The sequence below is a fragment of the Anabaena sp. CA = ATCC 33047 genome (assembly GCF_963870205.1).
In the GTDB taxonomy this organism is placed as follows: domain Bacteria; phylum Cyanobacteriota; class Cyanobacteriia; order Cyanobacteriales; family Nostocaceae; genus Trichormus.
In genome coordinates, this window is the sequence record NZ_CAWMSA010000057.1 from 251,139 (window position 1) to 274,532 (window position 23,394).

General features: G+C 41.5%; 13 protein-coding genes. 6 read left to right on the top strand and 7 right to left on the bottom strand.

All coding sequences use genetic code 11. The features are described from left to right. From AACS98_RS19120 to sbcD, 4 genes are all read right to left on the bottom strand, one after another. Nucleotides 1–855 (bottom strand): single-stranded-DNA-specific exonuclease RecJ (locus tag AACS98_RS19120; protein WP_198161158.1); only part of this gene is annotated, 855 nt, incomplete at its 3' end. Between the two features lie 106 nt (nt 856–961). Further along, on the bottom strand, nt 962–1,387 hold the full coding sequence (locus AACS98_RS19125; protein WP_066382766.1) for a hypothetical protein: 426 nt from the start codon (nt 1,385–1,387) through the stop codon (nt 962–964). Between the two features lie 28 nt (nt 1,388–1,415). Then, nucleotides 1,416–6,869, bottom strand: a complete 5,454-nt coding sequence (locus AACS98_RS19130; protein WP_066382767.1) for a trifunctional serine/threonine-protein kinase/ATP-binding protein/sensor histidine kinase — start codon at nt 6,867–6,869, stop codon at nt 1,416–1,418. A gap of 301 nt (nt 6,870–7,170) precedes the next feature. Continuing rightward, nucleotides 7,171–8,403, bottom strand: a complete 1,233-nt coding sequence (sbcD, locus tag AACS98_RS19135) for an exonuclease subunit SbcD (protein ID WP_066382769.1) — start codon at nt 8,401–8,403, stop codon at nt 7,171–7,173. 606 nt (nt 8,404–9,009) lie between these two features. Between sbcD and AACS98_RS19140 the strand changes: the two genes are divergently transcribed. Together AACS98_RS19140 and AACS98_RS19145 are read left to right on the top strand one after the other, a co-directional pair. Next, nucleotides 9,010–10,764 carry a pentapeptide repeat-containing protein gene (locus AACS98_RS19140; protein WP_066382771.1) on the top strand — a complete coding sequence of 585 codons (1,755 nt, stop codon included), beginning with the start codon at nt 9,010–9,012 and terminating at the stop codon, nt 10,762–10,764. 109 nt (nt 10,765–10,873) lie between these two features. Continuing rightward, nucleotides 10,874–11,803 carry an ATP adenylyltransferase family protein gene (locus AACS98_RS19145; RefSeq protein WP_066382773.1) on the top strand — a complete coding sequence of 310 codons (930 nt, stop codon included), beginning with the start codon at nt 10,874–10,876 and terminating at the stop codon, nt 11,801–11,803. A gap of 35 nt (nt 11,804–11,838) precedes the next feature. Here AACS98_RS19145 and AACS98_RS19150 read toward each other — a convergent pair whose 3' ends face one another. Next, nucleotides 11,839–12,453 (bottom strand): endonuclease dU, encoded by a 615-nt coding sequence (locus AACS98_RS19150; protein WP_232317179.1) that lies wholly within the window; start codon nt 12,451–12,453, stop codon nt 11,839–11,841. 174 nt (nt 12,454–12,627) lie between these two features. On the opposite strand from AACS98_RS19150, the gene AACS98_RS19155 reads away from it, so the two are divergent. Beyond that, complete coding sequence (locus AACS98_RS19155; RefSeq protein ID WP_066382775.1) at nt 12,628–13,983, top strand: cysteine desulfurase-like protein; 1,356 nt, start codon at nt 12,628–12,630, stop codon at nt 13,981–13,983. A gap of 349 nt (nt 13,984–14,332) precedes the next feature. On the opposite strand, the gene AACS98_RS19160 is transcribed toward AACS98_RS19155, so the two are convergent. Further along, entirely contained in the window at nt 14,333–16,162 is a 1,830-nt protein-coding gene (locus tag AACS98_RS19160) for an ATP-binding cassette domain-containing protein (RefSeq protein WP_066382780.1), read from the bottom strand. Nucleotides 16,163–16,287: 125 nt separating this feature from the next. Continuing rightward, the gene (locus AACS98_RS19165; RefSeq protein WP_066382781.1) at nt 16,288–18,072 is read right to left on the bottom strand and encodes an ABC transporter ATP-binding protein; all 1,785 of its coding nucleotides are present in this window, start codon (nt 18,070–18,072) and stop codon (nt 16,288–16,290) included. Between the two features lie 326 nt (nt 18,073–18,398). Between AACS98_RS19165 and AACS98_RS19170 the strand changes: the two genes are divergently transcribed. The 3 genes from AACS98_RS19170 to AACS98_RS19180 all read left to right on the top strand — a co-directional run bounded on the left by AACS98_RS19170 (nt 18,399) and on the right by AACS98_RS19180 (nt 23,387). After that, nucleotides 18,399–19,442: a helix-turn-helix transcriptional regulator gene (locus tag AACS98_RS19170; protein ID WP_066382782.1), complete on the top strand. Its 1,044-nt coding sequence runs from the start codon at nt 18,399–18,401 to the stop codon at nt 19,440–19,442. 292 nt (nt 19,443–19,734) lie between these two features. Next, a complete protein-coding gene (locus AACS98_RS19175) occupies nt 19,735–22,341 on the top strand; it encodes a TonB-dependent siderophore receptor (RefSeq protein ID WP_066382784.1) in 2,607 nt (868 codons plus the stop codon). A gap of 38 nt (nt 22,342–22,379) precedes the next feature. After that, nucleotides 22,380–23,387, top strand: coding sequence for an iron-siderophore ABC transporter substrate-binding protein (locus AACS98_RS19180; RefSeq protein ID WP_066382786.1), 1,008 nt, complete (start codon nt 22,380–22,382; stop codon nt 23,385–23,387). Nucleotides 23,388–23,394 lie beyond the last annotated feature (7 nt).

Below are 23,394 nucleotides of genomic sequence, written 5' to 3' on the forward strand. Positions count from 1 at the left end.
CACTCCTGCGACTTGAATTAAGGCTTGAATTCCTGGGACTTGGGATTTTGGTAACAGTTTTAACCCGCGTTTTACCCAGCGACGATTGACACCTGTTAAGGGGGCTAAATCTGCTATCGTTCCTAGGGTGAATAGTGCTAACATTGGCTGAATTAAGCCTTGAGTATTGCCTAGTTGCTGCGCTAGACACACTGCTAAGATATACGCTACACCTACACCTGCAACCCCTCTGTAGGGCGAAGTTTCGGCGATGAGTTTGGGGTTGAGGATGGCGTTGGCTGGGGGTAATTGTGGCGGGATGTCGTGGTGATCGGTGACAATTACTTTTAAGCCTAGTTCTCTGGCTCTGGCGATGGGTTCATAGGCAGAAATACCATTGTCTACTGTCAGAATTAAGCTGACACCTTCGCTGTGAAATTCTTCGACAATTCGGTTATTGATACCATAGCCTTCGTGCATTCGGCTGGGTATGGCGTAATCTACTCGTGCGCCTAAGCTGCGGAGACTACGCCACAGTAAAGCGGTGCTTGTCATGCCATCGGCATCGTAATCACCGCAGATTGCTATTTTACTTTGGTTGATAATTGTCTGTTGCAGTAATTCTACACTTAGCTGCAAATGGGGGAATTCTGCTAAGGGTGAGGGTAAGTTGATGGTTTCGGGGTTTAAAAAGGCTTGTGCTTGTTCTATGGTTTCTATTTGGCGGTTGATTAGTAATTGGCTGACAATTGGTGAGATGTTGGTTGCCAATGCTAGCTGTTTGGCAAGTTCTGGTTTTTGGGGGTGAATTTGCCAGCGTTGGTTGGGTAGGGTTGTCTGGGTTTGGGTGTTTTCTGGGTGGTGTCTATGTAGCACTTTGAGGTGTTTTTTTAAACGCGGAGGGGCGCGGAGGTAACGCGGAGGGGAGGCAGCGCGTTGCGGGGGTTCCCCCCGTTGTAGCGACTGCCGTCGCGCGGAGGTTTTAGAGTATATTAACTCGGCCGTCGTTGCGGATGTAGAGGGCGCGATCGCCTGGATATTTTCCACTGGGGTGAAGGTTTATGCTTAGTGTGCCAAAGTTTGGTTTGGCAATTTCGGCTCGCAAGGCTGCGCCTGTTTTATCCCAAAATATTAAGGAAATGTTCGGTTCTGTGCCGTCTCCATATTCTAGTTGTATTTTGTCTCCTGGGTTTAAGGGGATGGCTTTGGTATCTCGGATTTTTTCTATTTCTATGACGTTCTTGGTGTTGTTAGTTAATTCTACTCGAATTTTTTGCCCAGGGGTGAATTGCAGGGGACGCGGGCCACATTTGGAGGCACAAGTTCCGGCTATTGTGGTTTGGGGATAATCTATCCCTACTACTAATAGGGTAGCTGCAACTAAGGCGATTGGTAGTTTTTTTAGCATAGGTATTTTAAAGTCAAATATGTAACTTTTACGCTTTGATGGGAATGGCAATCATAAATTCTGTTCCTTCTCCGACAATTGTATTCACTTCGATGGTGCCGCCATGTTTTTCGGTGATGATTTGCCGGGCGATCGCTAGTCCTAATCCCGTACCTTTACCTACTCCTTTGGTTGTAAATAAATGGTCAAAGATTTTGGGTTTGATTTCTTCACTGATGCCTTTACCGTTGTCTCGAATACGGATATATACTTGATTGGCGATCGCTTCTGTGCGAATATGGATTTTTTGGGGGTGGGTTTGCAGTTCGGCAAATGTCCGCGTTTGTGCCATCTCGTCAAACATATCTATGGCATTGGCTAAAATGTTCATAAATACTTGGTTTAATTGACCAGGAAAGCATTGAATTTGTGGGATTTGTCCGTATTCTGTTTTAATGTTGATGGCGGGTCGGTGTTCGTTGCCTTTGAGGCGATATTTTAAAATTAGGAGGGTACTGTCAATACCTTCGTGTAGGTTAGCAGTCACTTTGTGATCGGTGTCAGCACGGGAAAATGTCCGCAAACTTGTACTAATCGATTTGATGCGGTTAGTTGCTCCCCTCATGGAATCGATGAGTTTGGGTAAGTCTGCCATCAAAAATTCTAAGTCGATTTCTGCGGCGTGTTCTTGAATTGGTGCGGCTGGTTGGGGATAATGTTGTTGATACAGTTCTAGATGTGCAATTACATCCTCGATGTATTCTTGAGCGTTGTTGATACTGCCGTTGAGGAATCCAATCGGGTTATTGATTTCATGGGCTACTCCGGCGACTAAGTTACCCAGAGATGCCATTTTTTCGTTCTGCACTATCTGAAGTTGCGACTGTTCTAATTGTTGAGCATAGGCTTGGGCTTGCTGATACAGTCGCGCATTTTCTAAGGAAATCGCCGCTTGGGTACAAAGAAAGTTCAGAATTAGCAAGCGTGGACTTGTAAACACACCATTGGTTGAGCGATTCTCTACATATAACAATCCAATCAAATTGCCTTGATTGAGTATCGGTAAGCAAAGCACACTCAAGGGACGATGTAAATTGAGATAATAGCCCAATACGGGTAAATCTGTTTGAACATCATCAATCACTACTACTTCTTGAGTGTGTTTGACATATTGAATTAGTTTAACGGGAATCTGGGGATTATCCGCTAGTGGTTCTGAGCAAAGTGTGGTAGTTTCTGGTGTGGCGTTGACTCGCAGCAACCAGTCTCCATCGCTATTCGGCAAAATTAAGGCGCAGCGATCGCCCCCAGAATGTTGCAAAATAATTTGTGTTAATTGGTGCAGTAGTTCATTTAGTTGAATGGTGCTGGAAATCGCTTGCGAAGCTTTCAAGACGGCAGCAAAATCTAACACGGTATTGATGCTAGTGTTAGAAGAATTGGAGATAGCTGTTACGGTGTGAATCGAGAGATTTGGCGTAATTAGGGTGGCTAAGGTTTCCAGGGGGTTGAGGGTTGGTGTTGTTTGCTGGAGTATGGGGCGCAGTAAATGAGGGTGGCAATATTCTAAATGATTCGTTTTCGCTTTCGCACCCCAACGGGCATAGCAGTAGTAAGCTTCCTGCATATAGCCGGCAGCTACTTTTTCTTTCCCCCAAGCTAAGTAAAATTTCGCGGCGAGTTCGTTGGCTAGGGCTGCTTCTTGAATATATTTGTTTTCTTTGGCTTGAGCAATGGCGCGATCATATAAATCAATCGCTGTGAAGCTATTACCTTGAATCCGACAAATCTCGGCTTCTACTAATAAACTGCGATGTAAAAAGTTTTCTGGACAATGCTTTGCCCATTGTCTCATTTTCTCTTGGTTACTCTGCAATTTTTCGAGATATTCCCTCTGAAGTGCGGGGGCAGTCTGGGAATATAAAGCTGTGAGACTCAGGGAATAATAAAAGTTATGCGCTGCCACGAAAAACTTGCCTGTGCTAGCTCCCAAATGTGGTTCTGTGGCTGAGGCGTTTGCTAGGGCTTGTTCATGCTCACCTAACAGATACGCCAGCATTGTCTGAGCCGTATGAGCATAGTTAATAGTATTATAATTACTGCTATGATAAAGCTGGGGTAGCTTGACTTCAATATCAAAAAATCTGCCTTTGAGCAGTGCTGAGTTCTTCCCAGGCTCAACTAAGTTATCCACAACCTGCATCCAAATATGTAATTGGTGGATGACTTGTTCTTGTTTTAACCCCATCACCTGTTGAATATATTTCTCAAACTGGCGGTTAATATCTTGGAGATTCTGCCCTGATAGCACTGCACAAAAGTAAGCATTGATTAAGCAGTAAGCACAGCTTTCAGCGTCGCCATTTTGAGCAAAGCTTTGATAACCATCAATCAAGGGTTCTAGGTTTTCCCTGACTGGTTGATAAAAATGGCGTGACAGGGCGTATACTGCATTATACGTTACGGCGCGATACTGTAAGTTAGGCTGCTGCTGTTCTAAGGCGATCGCTAATTCCCCAAACTGTTTACCTGTTTCAATATCCCCTACGCCACCGTTGAGTAAAACACTAAAAATCCCAAAGGCAAAGGGTGTTAACGGTGAGTAGCCATATTTCAATGTCACATCTACCAGTCGGCAAATCAGTAACCCCAACATTTCCGGTGCGGCAAAATAGGCAGGCGGACAAGACCAGCGTAAAATTTTCATAGCCGCTAGTTTATGTCTATCTTGCATGGGTGGCAGTTGTGTGAGATTCTCTAAGCCTACCTGCTGCACTAACTTGCGGGTGGTTTGCAGTGCTTTGACAAAATCTTCAGTCTGAGGTGTTTCTGGAAAACTTTCACCGAGACGATTTAAGGTTTGTACCGCTAAGGTCACTGCTTGCCGAAACTGTGATTGCGTATGATGGTACAATATCAATAATTCATAAATCTGCACTTGGTCGTTAATATCCGTCACCACCGTCAGGATATCATCACACAAGTTTTTCATCGTCTCAAAATCAGTTTTGAGGCAAGCTGCCTCCGCCGCACCTCCATATAAATCTAAGGCGAGGGCATATTGACTCTGCCAACAGTCGCCACTGAGTAAATCAATGCCTTGCTGAAAGTAACCATAAGCAGAATCATAAGCAGTAGCTAGTTTAGCTTTCTTCCCGGCTAATAAATTCAACTGCGCTAATTCTTCTCTTTCCCTGGGCTGGGTAATCAGTTCTACAGCATAATTTAATTGGTTGACAATATCAAAGATTTGTGATTCTAAATCTACGGGGGAAGTATGCCGCCGTAGCAGTTGCCCGATTTTGAGATGGGTTTGCTGCTTATATTCTAATGGAATTAAGAAATAGGCTGCTTGTTGGACGCGATCATGTAGAAACCGATAGGCGACATTTTCAGTAATCATCTGATGATTCTGCGCCTCTTGTCCCAGATAAAATTTATAAACTTGATTCTGGGGAACTACTAACCCTTCTTGCAGTGCTTTCCACAGTGCTTCTGCTACCTCGGCTGGAGACTGTTCGGAAATAATTGCCAAGGTGCTTAAATCAAACGAGTTGCCAATACAAGCGGCTAATGTCAATATATCCTGGGTGGCTTTGGGCAGTTTTTGTAACTGCTGCGCCATAAATTCGACAACATCATCGGTGAGAGACAAGGCATTGATTTGAGCTAAATCACATTCCCAATATCCTGGCTGTGGATTAAAAGTAATTTGCCCATTGTGGTATAATGCCTGAAGAAACTGGCTGATAAAAAAAGGATTACCTTGAGTTTTGCGGATAATTAACTCTGTTAAGGGGTGCGATCGCTCAGTGGTACAATTCAAGGTATCAGCAACTAACTGATTCACATCAGAGAAGCTGAGGGCAGTTAAAGTTATACTATTAATTGTTACTCCCGCTTGTTTGAGTGCCTCCACAGTCAACATCAACGGATGTACCGGCGAAACTTCATTATCCCGATAAGCTCCCAACAGCAACAGATAACTTTTCTCTGCCATCAGCAGTTTCATCAATTGCAGAGAAGCTAAATCTGCCCATTGCAAATCATCCAGAAATATCACTAACGGATGTTCTTTCGTGGTAAAAACAGCAATAAACTTTTGCAACAAGGCATTAAACCGATTCTGGGCGGCTATCCCCGATAATTCCGGCGCAGGGGGTTGTTTACCGATAATTTTTTCTAGTTCAGGAATTACCTCAATCAGTATCTGCCCATTCTCTCCCAAAGCGGCAAGGATTTTGCTTCGCCATTCCTGAAGTAGCGCGTCTGAATCTGACAGCAATTGTGCCATGAAATCGCGCATTGCTTGCACAAAGGCAGATAAGGGAATGTTACGATTGAATTGGTCAAACTTGCCTTTAATGAAATACCCATACTGACGGGTAATCGGTTTGTGAACCTCATTGATTACCGCCGTTTTACCAATCCCGGAAAATCCCGCCACTAGCATGATTTCCGATGTACCAAGGGCGGCACGTTCAAAAGCTTTGAGCAAGGTTTTTACTTCTTTTTCCCGCCCATAGAGTTTTTCGGGAATCAGAAAGCGATCGCATATATCCCGTTGAGCAATGGCAAAATCTTCTACTTTACCAGTAGCTGTGAATTCAGCTAGGCATTTCTCTAAATCAAATTTTAACCCCAAAGCACTTTGATAACGGTCTTCGGCATTTTTGGCGATTAATTTCAGCACTATCTCCGCCACCACCTGGGGAATCCTATCTGGTGGATTTGTGAATCTGGAATTGCCAGAGAAGTTATAACCCCGACTGCCGTTGATTTTAGCTTGGGTAATTTTGAATTTATCTGGTTGTTTAGCAATATGACAATGTACCAACTCCATCGGATCTTCCGAGATAAATGGTAACTCTCCTGTCAATAGTTCATAAAACGTTACACCCAACGCATAAAAATCACTGCGGTAGTCTATTCCTCGGTTCATCCTACCAGTTTGCTCCGGGGAAATATAAGCCAAGGTTCCTTCTAAGACATTAGGGTTTTTGATTTCTTGGGTTTCCTTGGGCAGTAGGGAAGCGATACTAAAGTCAATCAGTTTAACTTGCTGAGTTTGGGGATGAATTAGGATGTTCGCGGGTTTGATGTCTTTGTGAATGACACGATTTTGGTGTAAGTCGTGGAGAATTTGCGATAATTGGATGGCGATCGCTAAAAATTCACTCAGGGAAAGCGTAGTGGTGGTGATATATTCTCTTAAGGAAATCCCCCCTGTATCTTCCATCACCAAGATATAGCTATTACCATAGGTTTCTAGGGATAAGGGATGAATGATACCGGAAATCTCCAGATTTTTGCTAATCGTGTATTGGTTGCGAAATTGTAATAATTCGTTGCAGTTGGGATATTCAGAAGTTAGGAGTTTGATGACTACTGGTAAAGAGTCTTGCTCTCGGATAGCTCGATAGACTAAGGTTTTGCAACCTGCATACAGTTGCTCTTGAATTTGATATCCGGGGATGATAGGGGTAGGATGATCCTTAGTCATTTATACATACCTCTTGAGGCAATTTTTTTTTGCTTATCGGCAAACAACCGCTACGGGTGCATCTACACGAGGTTAGTATTCCCATTAACTAGATATTTATTATATCTGAAGTAAAGAAACTGACAAACTGACTCGGTAAGTTTGGCAATCAGGTTCACAGGATGTCAAGCATTTTACTGTTTAAAGTAGTCGAACACCACATTATACTACTTTGCATGCCTGACAACAAAGGTTATCTATTCAAAAGCGGAGGCAGCACAGGCAACAAAACTCATGACTAATATAGTTAGCAAATCATTAACTAGCTACTAACCCCATCATCAACAAGTAATTTTTCGGCTGCTACTAGCATTGATTCTGCGATATCTTTGAGGTCTTCACGATTTTGTAAGTAAGTTTTAAGTGCTGTCATCGGGTCTATACTACTACTAGCACTCAACTCTGGAATCCTAGGACGAGCTAGCTGACTGACTAATTCGGCTTGAATGGTGTAAACATGGGCAGAACTTAGGGTAGAATGTAGGGCAGTGTTATCAATCAAATCGATTTGTTCAGAACGGAGTTTGTAAATTAGCCGCACTACCGCATCTTGCAAGTCATGTTGAGCGATCGCCTTAATTAAACTACCTTGAGGATCTTCTGCTTTCGATACATCTACTTCGATGGTGCGGAAAGTCCGCACCGGTAAAGGACAAAATTCCCATTCTGCACTCCCCCGTTCCAGTTCTACCATGACATAACCTTTATCTTCTTTTTCTTCACTAAAATCTACCCGTTCAATACTCCCTGGATAAATGACTGGCGGGTTATTAGATTTATGCAAATTCTGATGTCGGTGAACGTGTCCTAATGCCACATAATCAAAACAAGGACGAGTCAGCAAAGATAAAGGGAGAGTAAAACCTTTACCCACTGCCAAAAACCGTTCCGCCCCTAAAGTTGCATTATCAGCCATTAAGTGAGCTAATAACACAGTCGGTATCTCAGGAGCAAGGCGGCGAATTTCCCCCTCTAAAGCAACTTGCAAACGCTGCGTTAATAATTGGTTGACTTCTGCCAAAGATAAACTGTCTGTTTCTTGACGAGTCATCAGCATGGAACGTGTCAACCAAGGTAAAGTAATTACTTGTACTTTACCGTTAGGGGTGGTGATATGATGAGTCATTAACTTATCACCAACTACAACACCTGGTACTCCTAGAGTGCGGTAAATGTTTAAACTCGCGCCTCCTTGTCCTTGGGAATGTTGGTCATGATTTCCCACTAACAACACTGTGGGGATATTCGCATCGACTAACCGCCGGAATTGACTAGCGAAAGCTTCCTGTACATAAGGCGGTGGCGTAGCATTCGGGAAAGCATCCCCACCGAATAACACTAAGTCTACTGCATCCGTCACTGCCCGGTCAATACACAAAGATAAAGCCTGAACAAAATCCTCTAGGCGCGTGTTGACACCGGTGACTGGGTTAATTCTGCCGTGGGAAAAACCGCTTCCCAGATGGATGTCCGAAAGGTGGAGGATTTTCAGCATGATTTGCTTGGGATATGGTATCTGACTGTACTTATTAGGATAGCGATCGCCAAGGACAATACAAAGATGATTTTGTCACATCCACGATTCTTGTTGAGACGGGATTCATTGCGTTTATTGTGATTTTTTGAGAAATTCTTAGCAAACACTGCACTGTTTACGAAGAAAATTTACTTTATTTTAAGTTTTGCCCTAATTTGATAGATATTTGTACGGTGATTGCTATGTTGAGAATAATCATCTGCGATTCAGGAATTTCCCGAAAATGAATAGCTCTAAACCAAATCAACTGGGCGTATCTATGGCAATGGGCGTTTTAATCATGTTGACGAGCGCGAGCATTATTACAATCATGAGTATGTTCTAAAAGCGAACAATATCAGTTTTAGGAATAGAAAAACTTAATCACTTGAAAAATCAGGGTTATGGGTTTATAATAGTTAGCAACCCTACTCCCTGTAGGGGTTTAGCATTGCTAAACCCCTACCCCCTATTAAGTATTTAACCAGCAGGAACAAAAAATACTAGATGTGTATCCGTAAAACTATAGAGTAAATCTGTAGATTGAGACAGCATTTTGGCAGAATGTTACGGATGCAATCAAAGATGAAATTGTTGAACAGCAAGCAAATAGGACTTTCAGCCGTTTTTGCGGCTATGACTTTATTGACACCAATATTTTCGGACGTTCCGGTTTACGCGCAAAGACCAGAACAGATTAAACAATTGCTTGATACGAATAAATGTGCTAGATGTAATTTAAGCCGAGCCAACTTAAGCCGGAAAAATTTGGTTAGTGCTGACCTTTATCAAGCTAATTTGAATCAAGCTAACTTGGAAGGTGCAGACTTAAGTGGTGCAGACTTGAGAAACACTGATTTAAGGGGAGCGAAACTGTTTCGTGCTAGATTATTTCGTACTGACTTAGCTAATGCAAATCTCAGCAATGCTGACTTAAGCGGTGCTGACTTCACTGGTGCAGACTTGAGAAATGCTAATTTAAGCAGTGCTGACTTAAGTAATGCTAACTTGAGTGATGTTAACCTGAGTGGTGTAATCTTAAGTTCTGCTAATCTCCGGGGTGCGAGACTGGATAATGTTAACCTCACAGGTGTGAATCTCAACGGTGTAAATTTGAGTGATGTTAACCTGAGATTTGTTAACTTTCGTGGTGTGACTCTCAGTGGTGTTAACCTGAGTGGAGCAAACTTGCAGGGTTTTGACTTGCGAGGTGTGGAACTGAGAAATGCTAAATTGAGTTATGCTAATCTGCGGGATGCGAACCTGGCTAATGCTCAATTGCAGAATGCTGACTTGAGTTATGCTAACCTGCGATATGCTAACTTAAGAGGTGCGGAATTGGTAGGGACGAGACTGAGTGGTGCCAATTTAGAAAATGCTGACCTTAGAGGTGCTAACCTAGATGTAGAGCGATTACCTGATAACGTCCAAGCTGATGCGAGTGACTATACTAGATGGGGAGATAATCGCTACAAGAAACGAGATTATAGAAATGCGATCGCCTATTATAATCAAGCTATAAAAATCAACTCTAATAGTGCCGCAGCTTACACTAATCGCGGTTTAGCTTATAGTCAACTCAAAGACTATCAAGCTGCCTTAGTAGATTACAAAAAAGCTTTGGAAATTGACCCCAATTATAGTCAAGCATACACCAGTCGGGGACTAACTCGCATTGCTCAACAAGAATATCAAACTGCGTTAGCTGATTTTGAGCAAGCCATTCGGCTTCAGCCTAACGACGCAGAAGCTTACAATGGGAGAGCGACAATTCGCCGCATTCAGCAAGACTATGCGGGAGTAATTGCGGATGCTTCCCAAGCAATTAGAATTAATCCGAGATTTGCTGAAGCTTATTATAACCGAGGTTTAGCCCGCTTTGCTCAAAAAGATTATCAAGGAGCGATTCAAGACTATGATAAAACCATTGATCATTCAGAAGGTTGGGCGTTAGCATTTTATCATCGGGGACTAGCTCGTGCGGCGATAGGTGAACATAGAGATGCTACGAAAGATTTTGATCGAGCTATAGATATAGATAACAACTATATAGAAGCTTATTATCAACGTAGTGTAGCACGGTTAGCGCGACAAAAATACGAGGATGCGATTAAAGATAGCGATCGCGTAATTCTCAGAGAGCCTAACCATGGGGCAGCTTATGAAGTCAAGGGGAATTCCTTCTTGGCTTTAAACAAAATACCAGAAGCACAACAAGCTTTTGCCCAGGCTATCAAAATCTATTCGCAAAAGCAGGAGACTGCTAATTTACAGCGAGTAGAGCAGATTATGAACAGTATAGCAGAAGGCAGAAGCCAACAGCCAGGACGCAGGAGGTAAATGTTTACTCTTTCTAGCTGCAAGCGATCGCCTGAACTTGTCTAGGTGTTGTGAGATTTTGCAACATTTGCCTTAAAATCTGGTGAGTAGGGTGGAAACGTAGTTAACCATGTCAGACGCTCAGATATTACTGCAACCCAGCACATTATGGGAGAGGGTAAAAAACCAGACTAAATATGCTTTAGAATGTGGTGCGCTGCTATCGATACCGACAGAGTTTGAGTTTGTCGAACAGGATGGTGTTAAATTCTTAGTGCGGATTTTATCTAACCTAGTTCGTAAAGACGCAGCGAAGAAACAACAAGACAAACAAACAACTGCATCTGGTAAAGAGTTTAATCCGTTTCTGCCCTACGAACAAGATTTATTTGTGGCGGATATCTCAGATACTCATGTATGTATCTTGAATAAATTCAACGTAGTAGATTACCATCTATTAATTATCACCCGTGCCTTTGAAGAACAGGAAAGCTTACTAACTCTAGCAGACTTTACAGCGATGTGGGCGTGTTTAGCGGGAATAGACGGTTTAGTATTCTACAACGCTGGTAAAACCGCAGGTGCAAGCCAAAAACATAAACACTTGCAATTAGTACCCCTACCTTTAACACCTTCAGGAACAAACATACCCATAGAACCGCTTTTAGCCGAAGCTAAATTTGAGGACGGGATATTCACCATACCCAGACTACCATATCAACACGCCTTTGCTAAATTAAATCCAGCGTGGATAGAGTCACCATACACAGCAGCCAAAACCACCTTAGAAACCTATCATAACTTACTGCGTACTGTAGGTTTAGGTGCTATTGATAGTGAAAGACAAGCAGGAGCTTATAACCTACTAGCCACAAGAGAATGGATGCTAATTGTACCGCGATCGCAAGAAAAATTTCAAACCATATCCATCAACTCCCTAGGCTTTGCTGGTGCAATGCTAGTCAAAAACCAAACAGAAATGCAACTCCTCAAACAACAAACCCCAATAAACATCCTCACCCAAGTTGCCCAACCCAAACCTCCGCGCCCCTTTGCGTAAACCTCCGCGCCCCTCCGCGTTAAAAAATCTCCCCCTCAAGCTTGTCTCCCACTCTCCCCCTTCACCACCGCCGAACCTATCAAATGCGCCAGACGCAAAGCTTCCGGTACATGCCCACAGTCAGTGAGTTGTTCTAAAACCTGCGCCGCTATTGCCGCATCAGCACCACAAACTTGAAAATAAAAAGGTGGATATTCATGCACAGTACCAGCACGACGCACAACTTCCAGACGTTTTTCTGGGTGTGGTAGTCGCTGCATAGCATATATCATCGCATTAAGATTAGGTTGCTTTCGCATCACAGCAATACAGGGACGCTCTAACTTTGCCGCTAACAACGGCAAATCAACAATATTAAAACCACCAAGAGAAATCCCATCTAATAATACCACGTGCAGATGAGCTAAAAATTTGCCGCCGATTAAAAGCTGAGACAGAGTTTCTGTAGCATCCCAACCATCAGGTTCTATTTCTCCCCAAACCATGCCCTCAAACCGAGTATCTGCACAGATAACCCCTGCCACACTCACAGGTTTACCTGCGGCGCGAGTAAAGGGCGCATCATCAAAACCCACGGCGCGAATTTTGCGTCGGTTTCGTAGCAGAACTTCTAACACCATGCTTGTTGCTATTTGGGTGTTATCTTTCACACCCTCATCTTCTCAATCTCTATTTTGTCACACTCAACCCAGTTACAACAATGCACCTCCTCATACTCAGGACAGCTAGAGCTATTTGGCTATAATTGTGATATCAAAAAATGCGTATTGATAAACAAGATTTAAGCTTCAGGTATCGGTTCACTATCAACCGAGGAGTTGATTATGCAGCCTTTAGATTTAAAATGGATACGCGCTCAATTTCCAGCCTTGACGCAAAAAGTTAACGGTCAACCTGCTATATTTTTTGATGGCCCTGGTGGAACACAAGTACCAGGTGCAGTGTTAGATGCTATCAGTGACTATTTAGTGAGGTCGAATGCTAATGCTCATGGTGCGTTTGCTACGAGTAGGCGCACTGATGCGGTAATTGGGGCTGCCAGAAGTGCGATCGCCGATTTTTTAGGCTGTGATAGTGATGAGGTGGTATTTGGCGCAAATATGACCAGCTTAACTTTTAGTTTAAGCCGAGCGATCGCCCGTCACATCCAACCAGGGGATGAGATTATTGTGACGCGACTAGATCATTCTGCCAATGTTTCCCCTTGGTACGCCTTAGAAGCACAAGGTGCAATTATTCGAGTTGTAGATATTCATGTTGAAGACTGCACCTTAGACATGAGTGATTTAGCACAGCAGATTAATTCCCGCACCAAGCTAGTGGCAGTCAGTTATGCTTCCAATGCTGTGGGAACAATCAACGATGTCGCTAGTGTAGTCAGTCTGGCTCATGCTGTCGGTGCTTGGGTGTTTGTGGATGCTGTGCATTATGCACCCCACGCACCAATCAATGTTCATGCTTTAGATTGCGACTTTCTCGCTTGTTCGGCTTACAAGTTTTTTGCGCCACACGTCGGTATACTATACGCTAAACGGCAACATCTGGAAAATCTGCAACCCTATAAAGTCAAACCCGCCAGCGATGAAGTACCAAGTCGTTGGGAAACGGGAACTCTCAATCATGAAGGGTTGGCGGGTGTGGTAGCGGCAATTAATTACTTGACAAAATTAGGCTGTCATGTATCACCAACCATCGATAATGAGTTAGTGACAGCGTTGATGGATGCTGACAAAGCAGGTTTAGAACATTTCCAATGTCCCCGATTTTTGACATCAGAAAATCCAGATGCGATCGCCAGAGCATATCATAGTCGGAGGGCGGCTTTAGTTGCTGCTATGTCAGCCATTCAGCAATATGAAAGAGAACTCAGCCATAAACTAATTTCGGGACTGTTAGAAATTCCCGGCTTAAAGTTATACGGTATCAGCGATACAAGTCGGTTTAACTGGCGTACACCCACAGTAGCCCTCAGATTAGAGAATCATAGTCCTGAAAGTATAGCGCAAATGTTAGGCGATCGCGGTATCTTCACTTGGCACGGTAATTTTTACGCCCTCGAATTGACGCAAAGACTGGGGGTTGAAGCCGATGGTGGTTTCTTAAGAATTGGTTTAGTCCATTACAATTCTGTGGAGGAAGTACAGGAATTACTGCAAGCTTTCAAGGAGATTGCTGGTTAGATACAAGTGATTGTAGTGAGGACTAAAGTCCTTACTACGAACAAAAAACTAACAGGACTTACGCAACTGGCATATTAGTAGGGTGCGTCAGATATCAAAAATACTTTTATTGACAGTATTTAAACAGTCTGACGCACCCTACAAGACATCTGTAATGTGACACTTGCGTAAGTCCTGACTAATTTACTCAAACCAGTCACTAATTTGTTGCCATCTCCTAAGATTTTTCTACCTCCAACAAATTTTGGGCAACCTTACCTCATCTTTCCATTGGCGATCGCCTGGCTCATGCCATTACTCCGCTCAAAATCTAGGGTGCGTCAGTCCGAGAAAAACTAACTATAACAATCTAAAAAATCCAATCAGCTTGCTCATCAGCTAAAATTTCCTCAAACTTTCCTTGTGCAACAACCCTACCAGCTTTCATGACTATAATCTGATCAGCGCGACGTAACACAGAACGGCGATGAGACACCACCAGACAAGTTGGTGTCCAAGGATTTTCTCCTTGTTCAGTTCCATTAGCAAAGATCCGCGCCCATAATGTCAATTCTGTTTCCACATCTAACGCGCTAGACAGGTCATCAAATACCAGGAATTCTGGCTGACGGACAAACATTCGCGCCGCCGCTACCCGTTGCATCTGTCCACCAGAAAGCCGTACACCTTTTGTACCCACTAAAGTTTCTAGTTTCTCACTCATGGCTGCTAAATCTTGCTCAAACACAGCCATTTTTAACGCTGTTTGAATATCAGCATCATCTTTGGACAATCCCAGTAAAATATTTTCTCGTAAGGAATAGCTAAAAAGCTGGGGAATTTGTGGAGTATAAGCACTGCGAGGTGGTACAAAAAAATTAGCAGGGTCTTCAATTATCCGTCCATTCCAGTAAATTTCCCCTCCTTGCTTGGGTAATAATCCTAACAACACCCGTAGCAATGTAGTTTTCCCAGCACCGATGCGTCCAGTAATTACAGTCAAACTACCACGCTGTATTTCTAAGTTAATATCTACGATTCCTTGAGTAGTTCCCGGATAAATATAAGTTAAATTTGAGAGTCTTAATGATTGTAAATGCTCCTCCTGATTCTCTACAGGTTGTTCTAATCGAGGTAAGGTTTTTTGACTTCTACCCAAGTCTGGCAGATAAAGTTGATTTGGAGCTACCAAAGTCTTGGCTGATGCACCAGAAATTAAAGCAGCCATGCGTTCAAAAGCTACTTCAGTTTGTTTATACAATGCCATAAAGCCACCTACAGAGCTAAAAAAGCCTGTGACAAATGACAGGTTATAGACAAACAAAGCAAAGTCACCCACTGTTAACTGATTTACGCCGCTTTGCATCAAAAAAGAAGCCATGACCAAAATCAAACCTGTGCCGAAATTCACCATATTTTGAAATAGTGAATTGAGAATGGCGTTTAATAGGCTATCTTTAACCATCATCTGGCGACGCTTTTCATTCAAGGTACGAAAATAATTGAGTATATCTGGTTCTGCACCAGCTACTTTAATTGCTTGTACAGAACTAAATATTTCCCCTAAAATTCCTGTTACTTGTTGAGTTGCTTGACGGCTAGCCTTACGATAATGTTTGATGCGGGTTTCTGTTTTTTGGATAATAATTACCATCCCCACTAAGGGGAGAAAAACAAATAGTGTCATAGGTACATTGACACTTAATAAAATTGCTAAAGACAGGAAAGCAAATAGTCCCTCCCCAAATATTTCTGATACCCATGCCACATTATCTTCAATGTGTTCGGCATCATCTCGAAAATAGCTGATTACTTCACCTTGCGATACAGTCTTGTCAGTTTCACCGTTAGCCACAATAATTTGAGCATGAGGATTATTTAAGAGACGTTCTAATAAATTTCTTCTCAGTAAAGACCTCATGGTAAAACGGTGCTGAGTTTTGGTAATTCGTCCTATAAATATCACCGCAATATGACCTAAATTTAAAGCTAATAAAGCAGCAATAAATGCCCAAGGTGACAAACCAAATGCAGCTTTACCTGTGAGACTATTAAAAAATTCCCTGATAATTAACCCAGGTAGGGCAGGCAAGCCCATAATAAAAATCCAGAAGCAAGTATCAATGAAGTAGAGTTTTGGTTTATAGCAAATCAATCTCCATAATAATTGCCAACCTGGAAGTTTTTTTGTTGATGACATCATAATATGAGGTATTGGGTATCGGGTATTGGGGATTAGGGATTTGGAAGGGGAAGGTAGACGATTTCAGGAAAATTAGGCATAATTTATTTTTAATACCCACTCCCCAATCCCCAGTCCTGTCCTTAAACTAATAAATCTGTTAAACCAGCTTGTAATAATTGGGCAAAACGTGAATTAGGATTGTTTGCTAGTTCTTCTCTTTGACCGTATTCATTTACTCTACCTTTTTCTAAGATCAAGATTTGATTTGCTCTTTCTACGGTTGCTAAACGATGGGCAATAATAATGCCTGTACGCCCCATCAATAATTTATCTATAGCTTTTTCAATGAGTTTTTCTGTTATCGGGTCAAGGCGTGAAGATGCTTCGTCTAAAATGACTAAACCAGGGTCTTTGAGAAACACACGCGTAAATGCTAATAACTGCGCCTGTCCCGCAGACAAGCCGCTACTATCTGGCCCTAAATTTGTATCTAAGCCGTTGGGTAAAGAGTGCAACCATTCTGACAATCCCAACATTTCTAGTGTTTCATAAATGCGAGTATCACTAATGTGTTGATTGAAAAAGGTGAGATTATTACGCACTGTAGTTTGAAAAAGTTGCACATCTTGAGTTACTAATCCGACTTTTCCAGGTAATTCCGTCAATGGAGTTTGGTTAACAGGTACACCTCCCAAACGAATTGAACCTGATTGTGGGTCATAAAATCTCAACAGTAATCGCGCCAAAGTAGTTTTACCGCTTCCAGTACGTCCCAGTAAACCCAATACCTGACCCGCAGGTAAATTAAAAGATATATCTTGCAGCACCAAATCCTGAGACTCTAGTCCTCGGTCATGGTAGCTAAATGAGACATTCTCACAAACTACAGAAAACGCGCCTGGGGGAATTGATTTTTCGCCGCTTGTACGCAATTGAGATTGAACTTGCAATAAGTCTTTGATGCGGTAAATACTCGCATCTGCTTGCTGGAGGTCTTCAAATTGGTTGCGAATTTGTTTAATCGGTTCGCTCAGAATATTGGTGTAATAATAAAGTAGGTAAACTGTACCGATGGTGATTGCCTGTTGACTCCATAAATAAGCACCAACTATGAGAGCAACTACACTACCCAAAGTAAATATACCGTTGGTTGTAACCCAGAGAATTGTATCGGCAAAGCGGGCTTGATGAAATATAGGCAGCCAGTTGCGAATGATTGTATAGAAGCGGTGCATGACATAGTTTTTCGCTCCATTGGCGCGGATGTCTTCTATTCCTGTTAGCTGTTCACCTAAGAAGCCAAAGAACTCTGCACTATATTGGCGATAGCCTCTCCAATGGAATACAGCTATGCTACGCAACTTAATCAGAGTAGATAAGGCGGTGAGGGCAAATAAGGAAATAGCTAAACCGGCTCGCCAATCTTCGTAGAATAGCACCACTATCACACCCAGCATCATGAGCAAATTGCCCAAGATGCGAATAGTGAATTTCGAGAAAAATTCTGATAAATTCTGCACATCACCGTCTATGCGTTCTACTAATTCACCGGGTGTGCGGTATTTGTGAAAGGATAAATCTAGTCTTAAACAATGCTCTACTAAATCCGCACGTAAAGCATTAGTGGCTGTCCATGCGACGTTTTCACCGTAGAATGTGGCGGTAATTGACATTGCTTGGGTGATTAAGGCTACAGCAATAAATAACAAGGCCGCTAAAAATAATTTTTGGCGATCGCCTCCGACCGACCATAGGTCATCGCCACCAGCAACAGCAGTGTCAATGAAATAACGCAGAATTTGGGGGTTGAGGATTTGTAACCCGATGCTAGCCAAAAGGGCGATCGCAAATTTGACAACCCTGCTCTTTTGTGGTTTTAGGTAGTCTACAAGTAAGTTCCAATATTGTTGTAGTCCGATTTTCATAAAATTTTAGCTATCAGCAAGCTGTATTCTGAAATCTGATACAAAAATTAAATAGATGGCAATAAAGAATATTTTTCAGCTAATTACCGGATTTTACGCTTAATTATGCCTCTTGATTGCATTTTAATATCCTTCTCTTCCACTCATTAAGTAAAATATGCAAAACTTTTGTATTGTTAACAACAAAATATCGGTATAAAAACAGGCTATTCTAGTTAGTCTAATGCTAATAACTCTCAATAAGCTGTTATTTGCTGTGTTTCATCAGAAATACTGCTCACACTAGCTTTGTATTGAGAGCTGACTCACATATCTTGTTCATAGTTATGACAATTACCATTTCGCAAACAGAATTTTGGGAATTATTTGTAGATATACCGAAAACAGAAGCAAGTGCGTCGATGCTTACCTCCACGTTAAGAGAATCCTGGAATATATTTGATACTCTTTGTCCATTCCCACAAAAGTTAGGTACAGGATTTTGGGGAACAATAGAATTACGGGATGGTTTAGATTTAGCAATTTCAGAATACCAATTACATGATGATTTAGTTCTAAAAAATCCTGAGCGACAACATCCTTTAGAATACAGCTTTAATCTGACAGGATATCAACAAAATAAAAATTTTAGCGGGAGTAGTGGACAAAACACATTATGGGGAAGTGGACTAGCACCAAAACAGAAATTTAAATCATTGAAATCAGGAAAAATAATTGAAATCAATGTTCACATAGAACCGGAACTATTTTACTTTTTTATGGGTAAACAAGAAAATCAGCTACCCCAAGAATTAACTCACTTAGTCAGAAAACCCCATCAAGAATATTATTCTCGTTCTAGTGCTAATACGCCAGCAATGGAAGTAGCATTAAAGCAAATTTTAAATTGTCCATATCAGGGAATGATGAAACGGATGTACTTAGAAAGTAAAGTTTTGGAACTAATGGTATTGCTAGTTGAAGAAGATATCGCAGCACGTCAAGGTAAACATAACACTTTTTCCCTCAAGCCTGATGATGTGGAACGTATTCACTATGCCAAAGAAATTTTATTAAATAATTTAGACAATCCTCCTTCTTTAATGGAATTAGCAAGACAAGTAGGCTTAAATGACTGTACTCTCAAACGTGGTTTTCGTCTGGTGTTTGGGACGACTGTATTTGGCTATTTACATCATCATAGATTAGAACAGGCACGGAAACTGTTAGCAGCAGGAGAGATAAGTATTTCTAAAGCAGCCCGTAGCGTTGGTTTTTCTAGCCGCAGTTACTTTGCTACTGCTTTTAGAAAAAAATTTGGCATCAATCCCAAAGAATTTTTGACTGCTAATTCACAGTTAGGTATAACAGTTGATGAATTGATAGGATAAAAACATTAAGGATGGAAAATTGATGCTGTCATTCTAGGATTTAAAAGTAATAATAACCTGATGCAATAACTAGAACAAGGGAAAATTCCGCCTAGCGTTCAAAAAATTCCGTCTAGCGTTCAAATCACTCACCCATACCCAAGAGCTTTCCTGTAAGCTACTTGATAGGAATTCTTAATTAACAACATCCAGGGTACTTGGGTTGGAGAAATTGGATACTACTCAGTAAGTAATAGTGTTTCTCAATACGTAACTCCCAAACCCAATCCCTTATTTGCGTGTGAGTAGAGTGATGTCAAATCAATTACAGAAACTAGCTTGGATGACAGGATTGGCTTTGGTACTGGTTAACCCACCTGTATTAGCCAAAGATAGCCAAAAACCAATATCTAAAATTCCCCAACTAAGTGAAGTAGAAAAACCTGCTACCAGTATTCAGCAATGGCTTGCTCAATCTCTTGTTCAGATAACAGGTGTGAAATCGCAAGCTACAGACAAAGGTATAGAGATAATTTTAGAAACCAATCAATCAGATCAACTGCAATTGACAAATCAGAGTCAGGGAAATAGCTATATTGTTGACATTCCCAATGCTCAGTTACGTTTAGCTAGTGGTGATATATTCCGCCAGGAAAAACCGACTGCGGGAATTACTGAAGTTACAGTTAGAAATTTGGATGCAAACACAATTCGGGTAACGGTAACTGGTGAAAGTGGTGCGCCGCAAGTCGAATTGTTTGATGGTGACGAGGGTTTAGTTTTCGGGGTTGTACCAACTGTAACTATTACTCAAACACCACAGACACCAACAACCCCACCACAACCAGAACAGCAACCTAGTAGCGAAACCCAGCCAGAACAACCACCTGCACAAAATGAACCACCTATTGAACTGGTGGTAACAGGTGAGCAAGATAGATACCGTGTACCCAATGCTTCGACTGGAACGAGAACTGATACTCTGATCCGAGATATTCCTCAGACTATTCAAGTAGTTCCTGAAGAAGTGATCAAAGATCAAAAAGTTACTCGTTTAAGAGATGCGCTGCTGAATATTGGTGGTGTGGTTCAAGATGGTGGGTTTGGTGGTACAGTAGACCAAATTGGCATTCGGGGATTTTTTGGTGGTGGTACTTTTGGTGGAAGTATTTTAACTGATGGTTTCAAAGATGGACGAGGTGGTATCAGAGAAACCGCCAACGTTGAACGGATAGAAGTTCTCAAAGGTCCAGCTTCAATTTTATATGGTGGTGTTGAACCAGGAGGAGTAATTAATTTAATTACAAAGCAGCCTCTCAGAGATCCCTACTATAATGCTGAATTGTCAGTGGGTAGTTTCTCCACATTTCGCCCTAGTATTGATATCTCTGGTCCACTAAATTCTGATAAAACTCTGCTCTATAGGCTCAATTCTGTTTACGAAACTTCCGATGGTTTCCGTGATTTTGATCAAGATGTTCAAAGATTCTTTATTTCACCCTCTTTAAAATGGGAAATTGGCAAAGCAACTAACTTAACGTTTCAATTTGACTATCTCAACGATGAGCGTCCATTTGATCGGGGATTCTTAGCCTTTGGTGAGGGTATTATTGATACTCCTCTAGAGCGTTTTTTTGGTGAACCAGATGATGTTAGCAAAGTTGAAGAAATAGGTTTGAGCTATCGTTTAGAGCATAACTTTAACGATAATTGGAAAATCCGTAATGCTTTCCGATATCAAAGTTCAGATAGTTTTGATTATCGTGCTGAACCTGTGAGATTAAATGAAACAACAGGCATTCTCACACGGAACTTTAGATCCAATGATGACTATAGCGAAAGTTATACTTTACAAACTGATGTAGTTGGTAAGTTTGCTACAGGCTCGATTAATCATACTCTTTTGTTTGGTGTTGACTTAGCTAGATTCACATCAGGAGGAACTCAAAGCCGAGCGCCAGGAGGAATTACACCCAGTATTGATGTATTCAATCCAGTTTACAACGCCGTACCCAGACCTGGTTTAGACGCATTAACTAACGTTGTGCGTAATAACCAAGATACTAGCGATGGTCTAGGAATTTTCTTGCAAAACCAAATAGCGTTTGCAGATAATTTAAAATTGCTTATTGGTGGAAGGTTTGATACTGTTGATCAAAGCAGTATAAATTTACGGAATGGTTCTGAATCTGGTCGCTATGATTCCGCTTTCACTCCCAGATTGGGTATTGTTTATCAACCTATTGAACCTATTTCTCTTTATGCTAGTTACAGCAAATCATTTCAACCAAATTTTGGTAGAAGACCAGATGGTTCAATTTTAGAAGCTGAACGAGGAACTCAGTATGAGGTGGGAGTAAAAGGTGAATTTTTGGATGGCAGATTAGCAGCTACCTTGGCAGCTTATCACATTACAAAATCAAATATTGCCACAACTGATATTGATAACCCAGACTTTTTCAATGCTGTAGGTGAACAACGTAACCAAGGTATTGAACTCAATGTGGCTGGAGAAATTAGTCCTGGTTGGAATGTGATAGCATCTTATTCCCATATTGATGCCGAGATTACCAAAGATAATGACGGTTTGCAGGGAAATCGTCCAGCTAACGTCCCATCTAATACAGCTAGTTTGTGGACAACTTACGAATTACAGCGTGGTAGTTTGCAAGGTTTAGGTTTTGGTTTAGGGTTGTTTTATGTAGGCGATCGCCAAGGTGACACAAGTAATACCTATATCATCCCTGGTTATCTGAGAACAGACGCAGCAATCTACTATAAACGTGATAATTGGCGTGCGGGGATTAATATCCAAAATCTCTTTAACGAAAAACATTATCTAGGAGCAAACTTTGGTAGAGTTGCTATAGAACCGGGCGCACCATTAACAGTAATTGGTAGTTTTTCTGTGACATTTTAATTCTGACAAAAGTCATCTTCTGGGTATGAGATTCCATCATGAATGACAGTGATAAAAAAATCAAAAGTTTAACTCATTGGTGGCGATTTGTGTTCACACTATTGTGTACTCTATTCGTAACTGTTGCTTGTCATCATGGTGGTTCTTTACCTGAGAATTATCAAAGTCAAAACACAACCTGTCGTCAGGTAGAACACGGGGCGGGAATATCCTGTGTTCCCGAAAAGTTTGAGCGACTTGTGACTCTAGATGATGCTTCATTGGAAAATGCGATCGCACTAGGGGTTAAACCTGCTGGTGCTGTAATCTCAAATTTTCCATCATATTTGCAAGACCATCTGACAGGAGTACAAAACATCGGTAAAATTGGCGAACCTAATCTAGAAAGTATTCTGGCACTCAAACCAGATTTTATTTTGGGTTTTGTCTATCAACAGCAATTTTATTCTTTATACTCAAAAATCGCTCCGACAGTTTTGTTACAATTTGCACACAGTGGTACATGGAAAGAGGTATTTACAAACATTAGTTTGGCTTTAGGTAAGCAAGAAGTTGCTCAACAAGTAATGGAAAATTATTACCAACGTCTTGCAGAATTTAAGCAAAAAATGGGCAATAAATTATCCAAACTTAAAGTTTCTGTAGTGCGAGTATATCCAAATAATATTAACCTTTATCTACTTGATTCTTTCTGCGGAATAGTTTTGCAAGATGCCGGTTTATCTCGTCCAGAATCACAAAATTTTACTGCTCCAGAGGCAAAAAAAATATTTGGTAATCCCATTCAAGTTTCCATCGGTAATGAATTAATTAAAAAAGCAGATGGTGATGTTATTTTTATTTGGACTTATGAAAATAACGCCAAAGGTAATCGAACAGCAAATTATCAATTAGAGCAACTCAAATCAAGTCCCCTGTGGAGAAAATTAAAAGCTGTAAAAGAAAATAAGGTTTATGTAGTTCCAAGTTACTGGATTGGTAGTGGTATGTTAGCTGCCAATGCAATTATTGATGATTTATTTAAGTATTTAATTAACACACCTTGATAGAATT

Excerpts from the sequence above, each read along its gene's own strand:
- AACS98_RS19125 (WP_066382766.1), bottom strand. The coding sequence starts at position 1,387 with ATGCTAAAAAAACTACCAATCGCCTTAGTTGCAGCTACCCTATTAGTA.
- AACS98_RS19165 (WP_066382781.1), bottom strand. The coding sequence starts at position 18,072 with ATGAAAATCGGACTACAACAATATTGGAACTTACTTGTAGACTACCTA.
- AACS98_RS19160 (WP_066382780.1), bottom strand. The coding sequence starts at position 16,162 with ATGTCATCAACAAAAAAACTTCCAGGTTGGCAATTATTATGGAGATTG.
- AACS98_RS19140 (WP_066382771.1), top strand. The coding sequence starts at position 9,010 with ATGAAATTGTTGAACAGCAAGCAAATAGGACTTTCAGCCGTTTTTGCG.
- AACS98_RS19155 (WP_066382775.1), top strand. The coding sequence starts at position 12,628 with ATGCAGCCTTTAGATTTAAAATGGATACGCGCTCAATTTCCAGCCTTG.
- AACS98_RS19175 (WP_066382784.1), top strand. The coding sequence starts at position 19,735 with ATGTCAAATCAATTACAGAAACTAGCTTGGATGACAGGATTGGCTTTG.
- AACS98_RS19130 (WP_066382767.1), bottom strand. The coding sequence starts at position 6,869 with ATGACTAAGGATCATCCTACCCCTATCATCCCCGGATATCAAATTCAA.
- AACS98_RS19145 (WP_066382773.1), top strand. The coding sequence starts at position 10,874 with ATGTCAGACGCTCAGATATTACTGCAACCCAGCACATTATGGGAGAGG.
- AACS98_RS19180 (WP_066382786.1), top strand. The coding sequence starts at position 22,380 with ATGAATGACAGTGATAAAAAAATCAAAAGTTTAACTCATTGGTGGCGA.
- AACS98_RS19170 (WP_066382782.1), top strand. The coding sequence starts at position 18,399 with ATGACAATTACCATTTCGCAAACAGAATTTTGGGAATTATTTGTAGAT.
- sbcD (WP_066382769.1), bottom strand. The coding sequence starts at position 8,403 with ATGCTGAAAATCCTCCACCTTTCGGACATCCATCTGGGAAGCGGTTTT.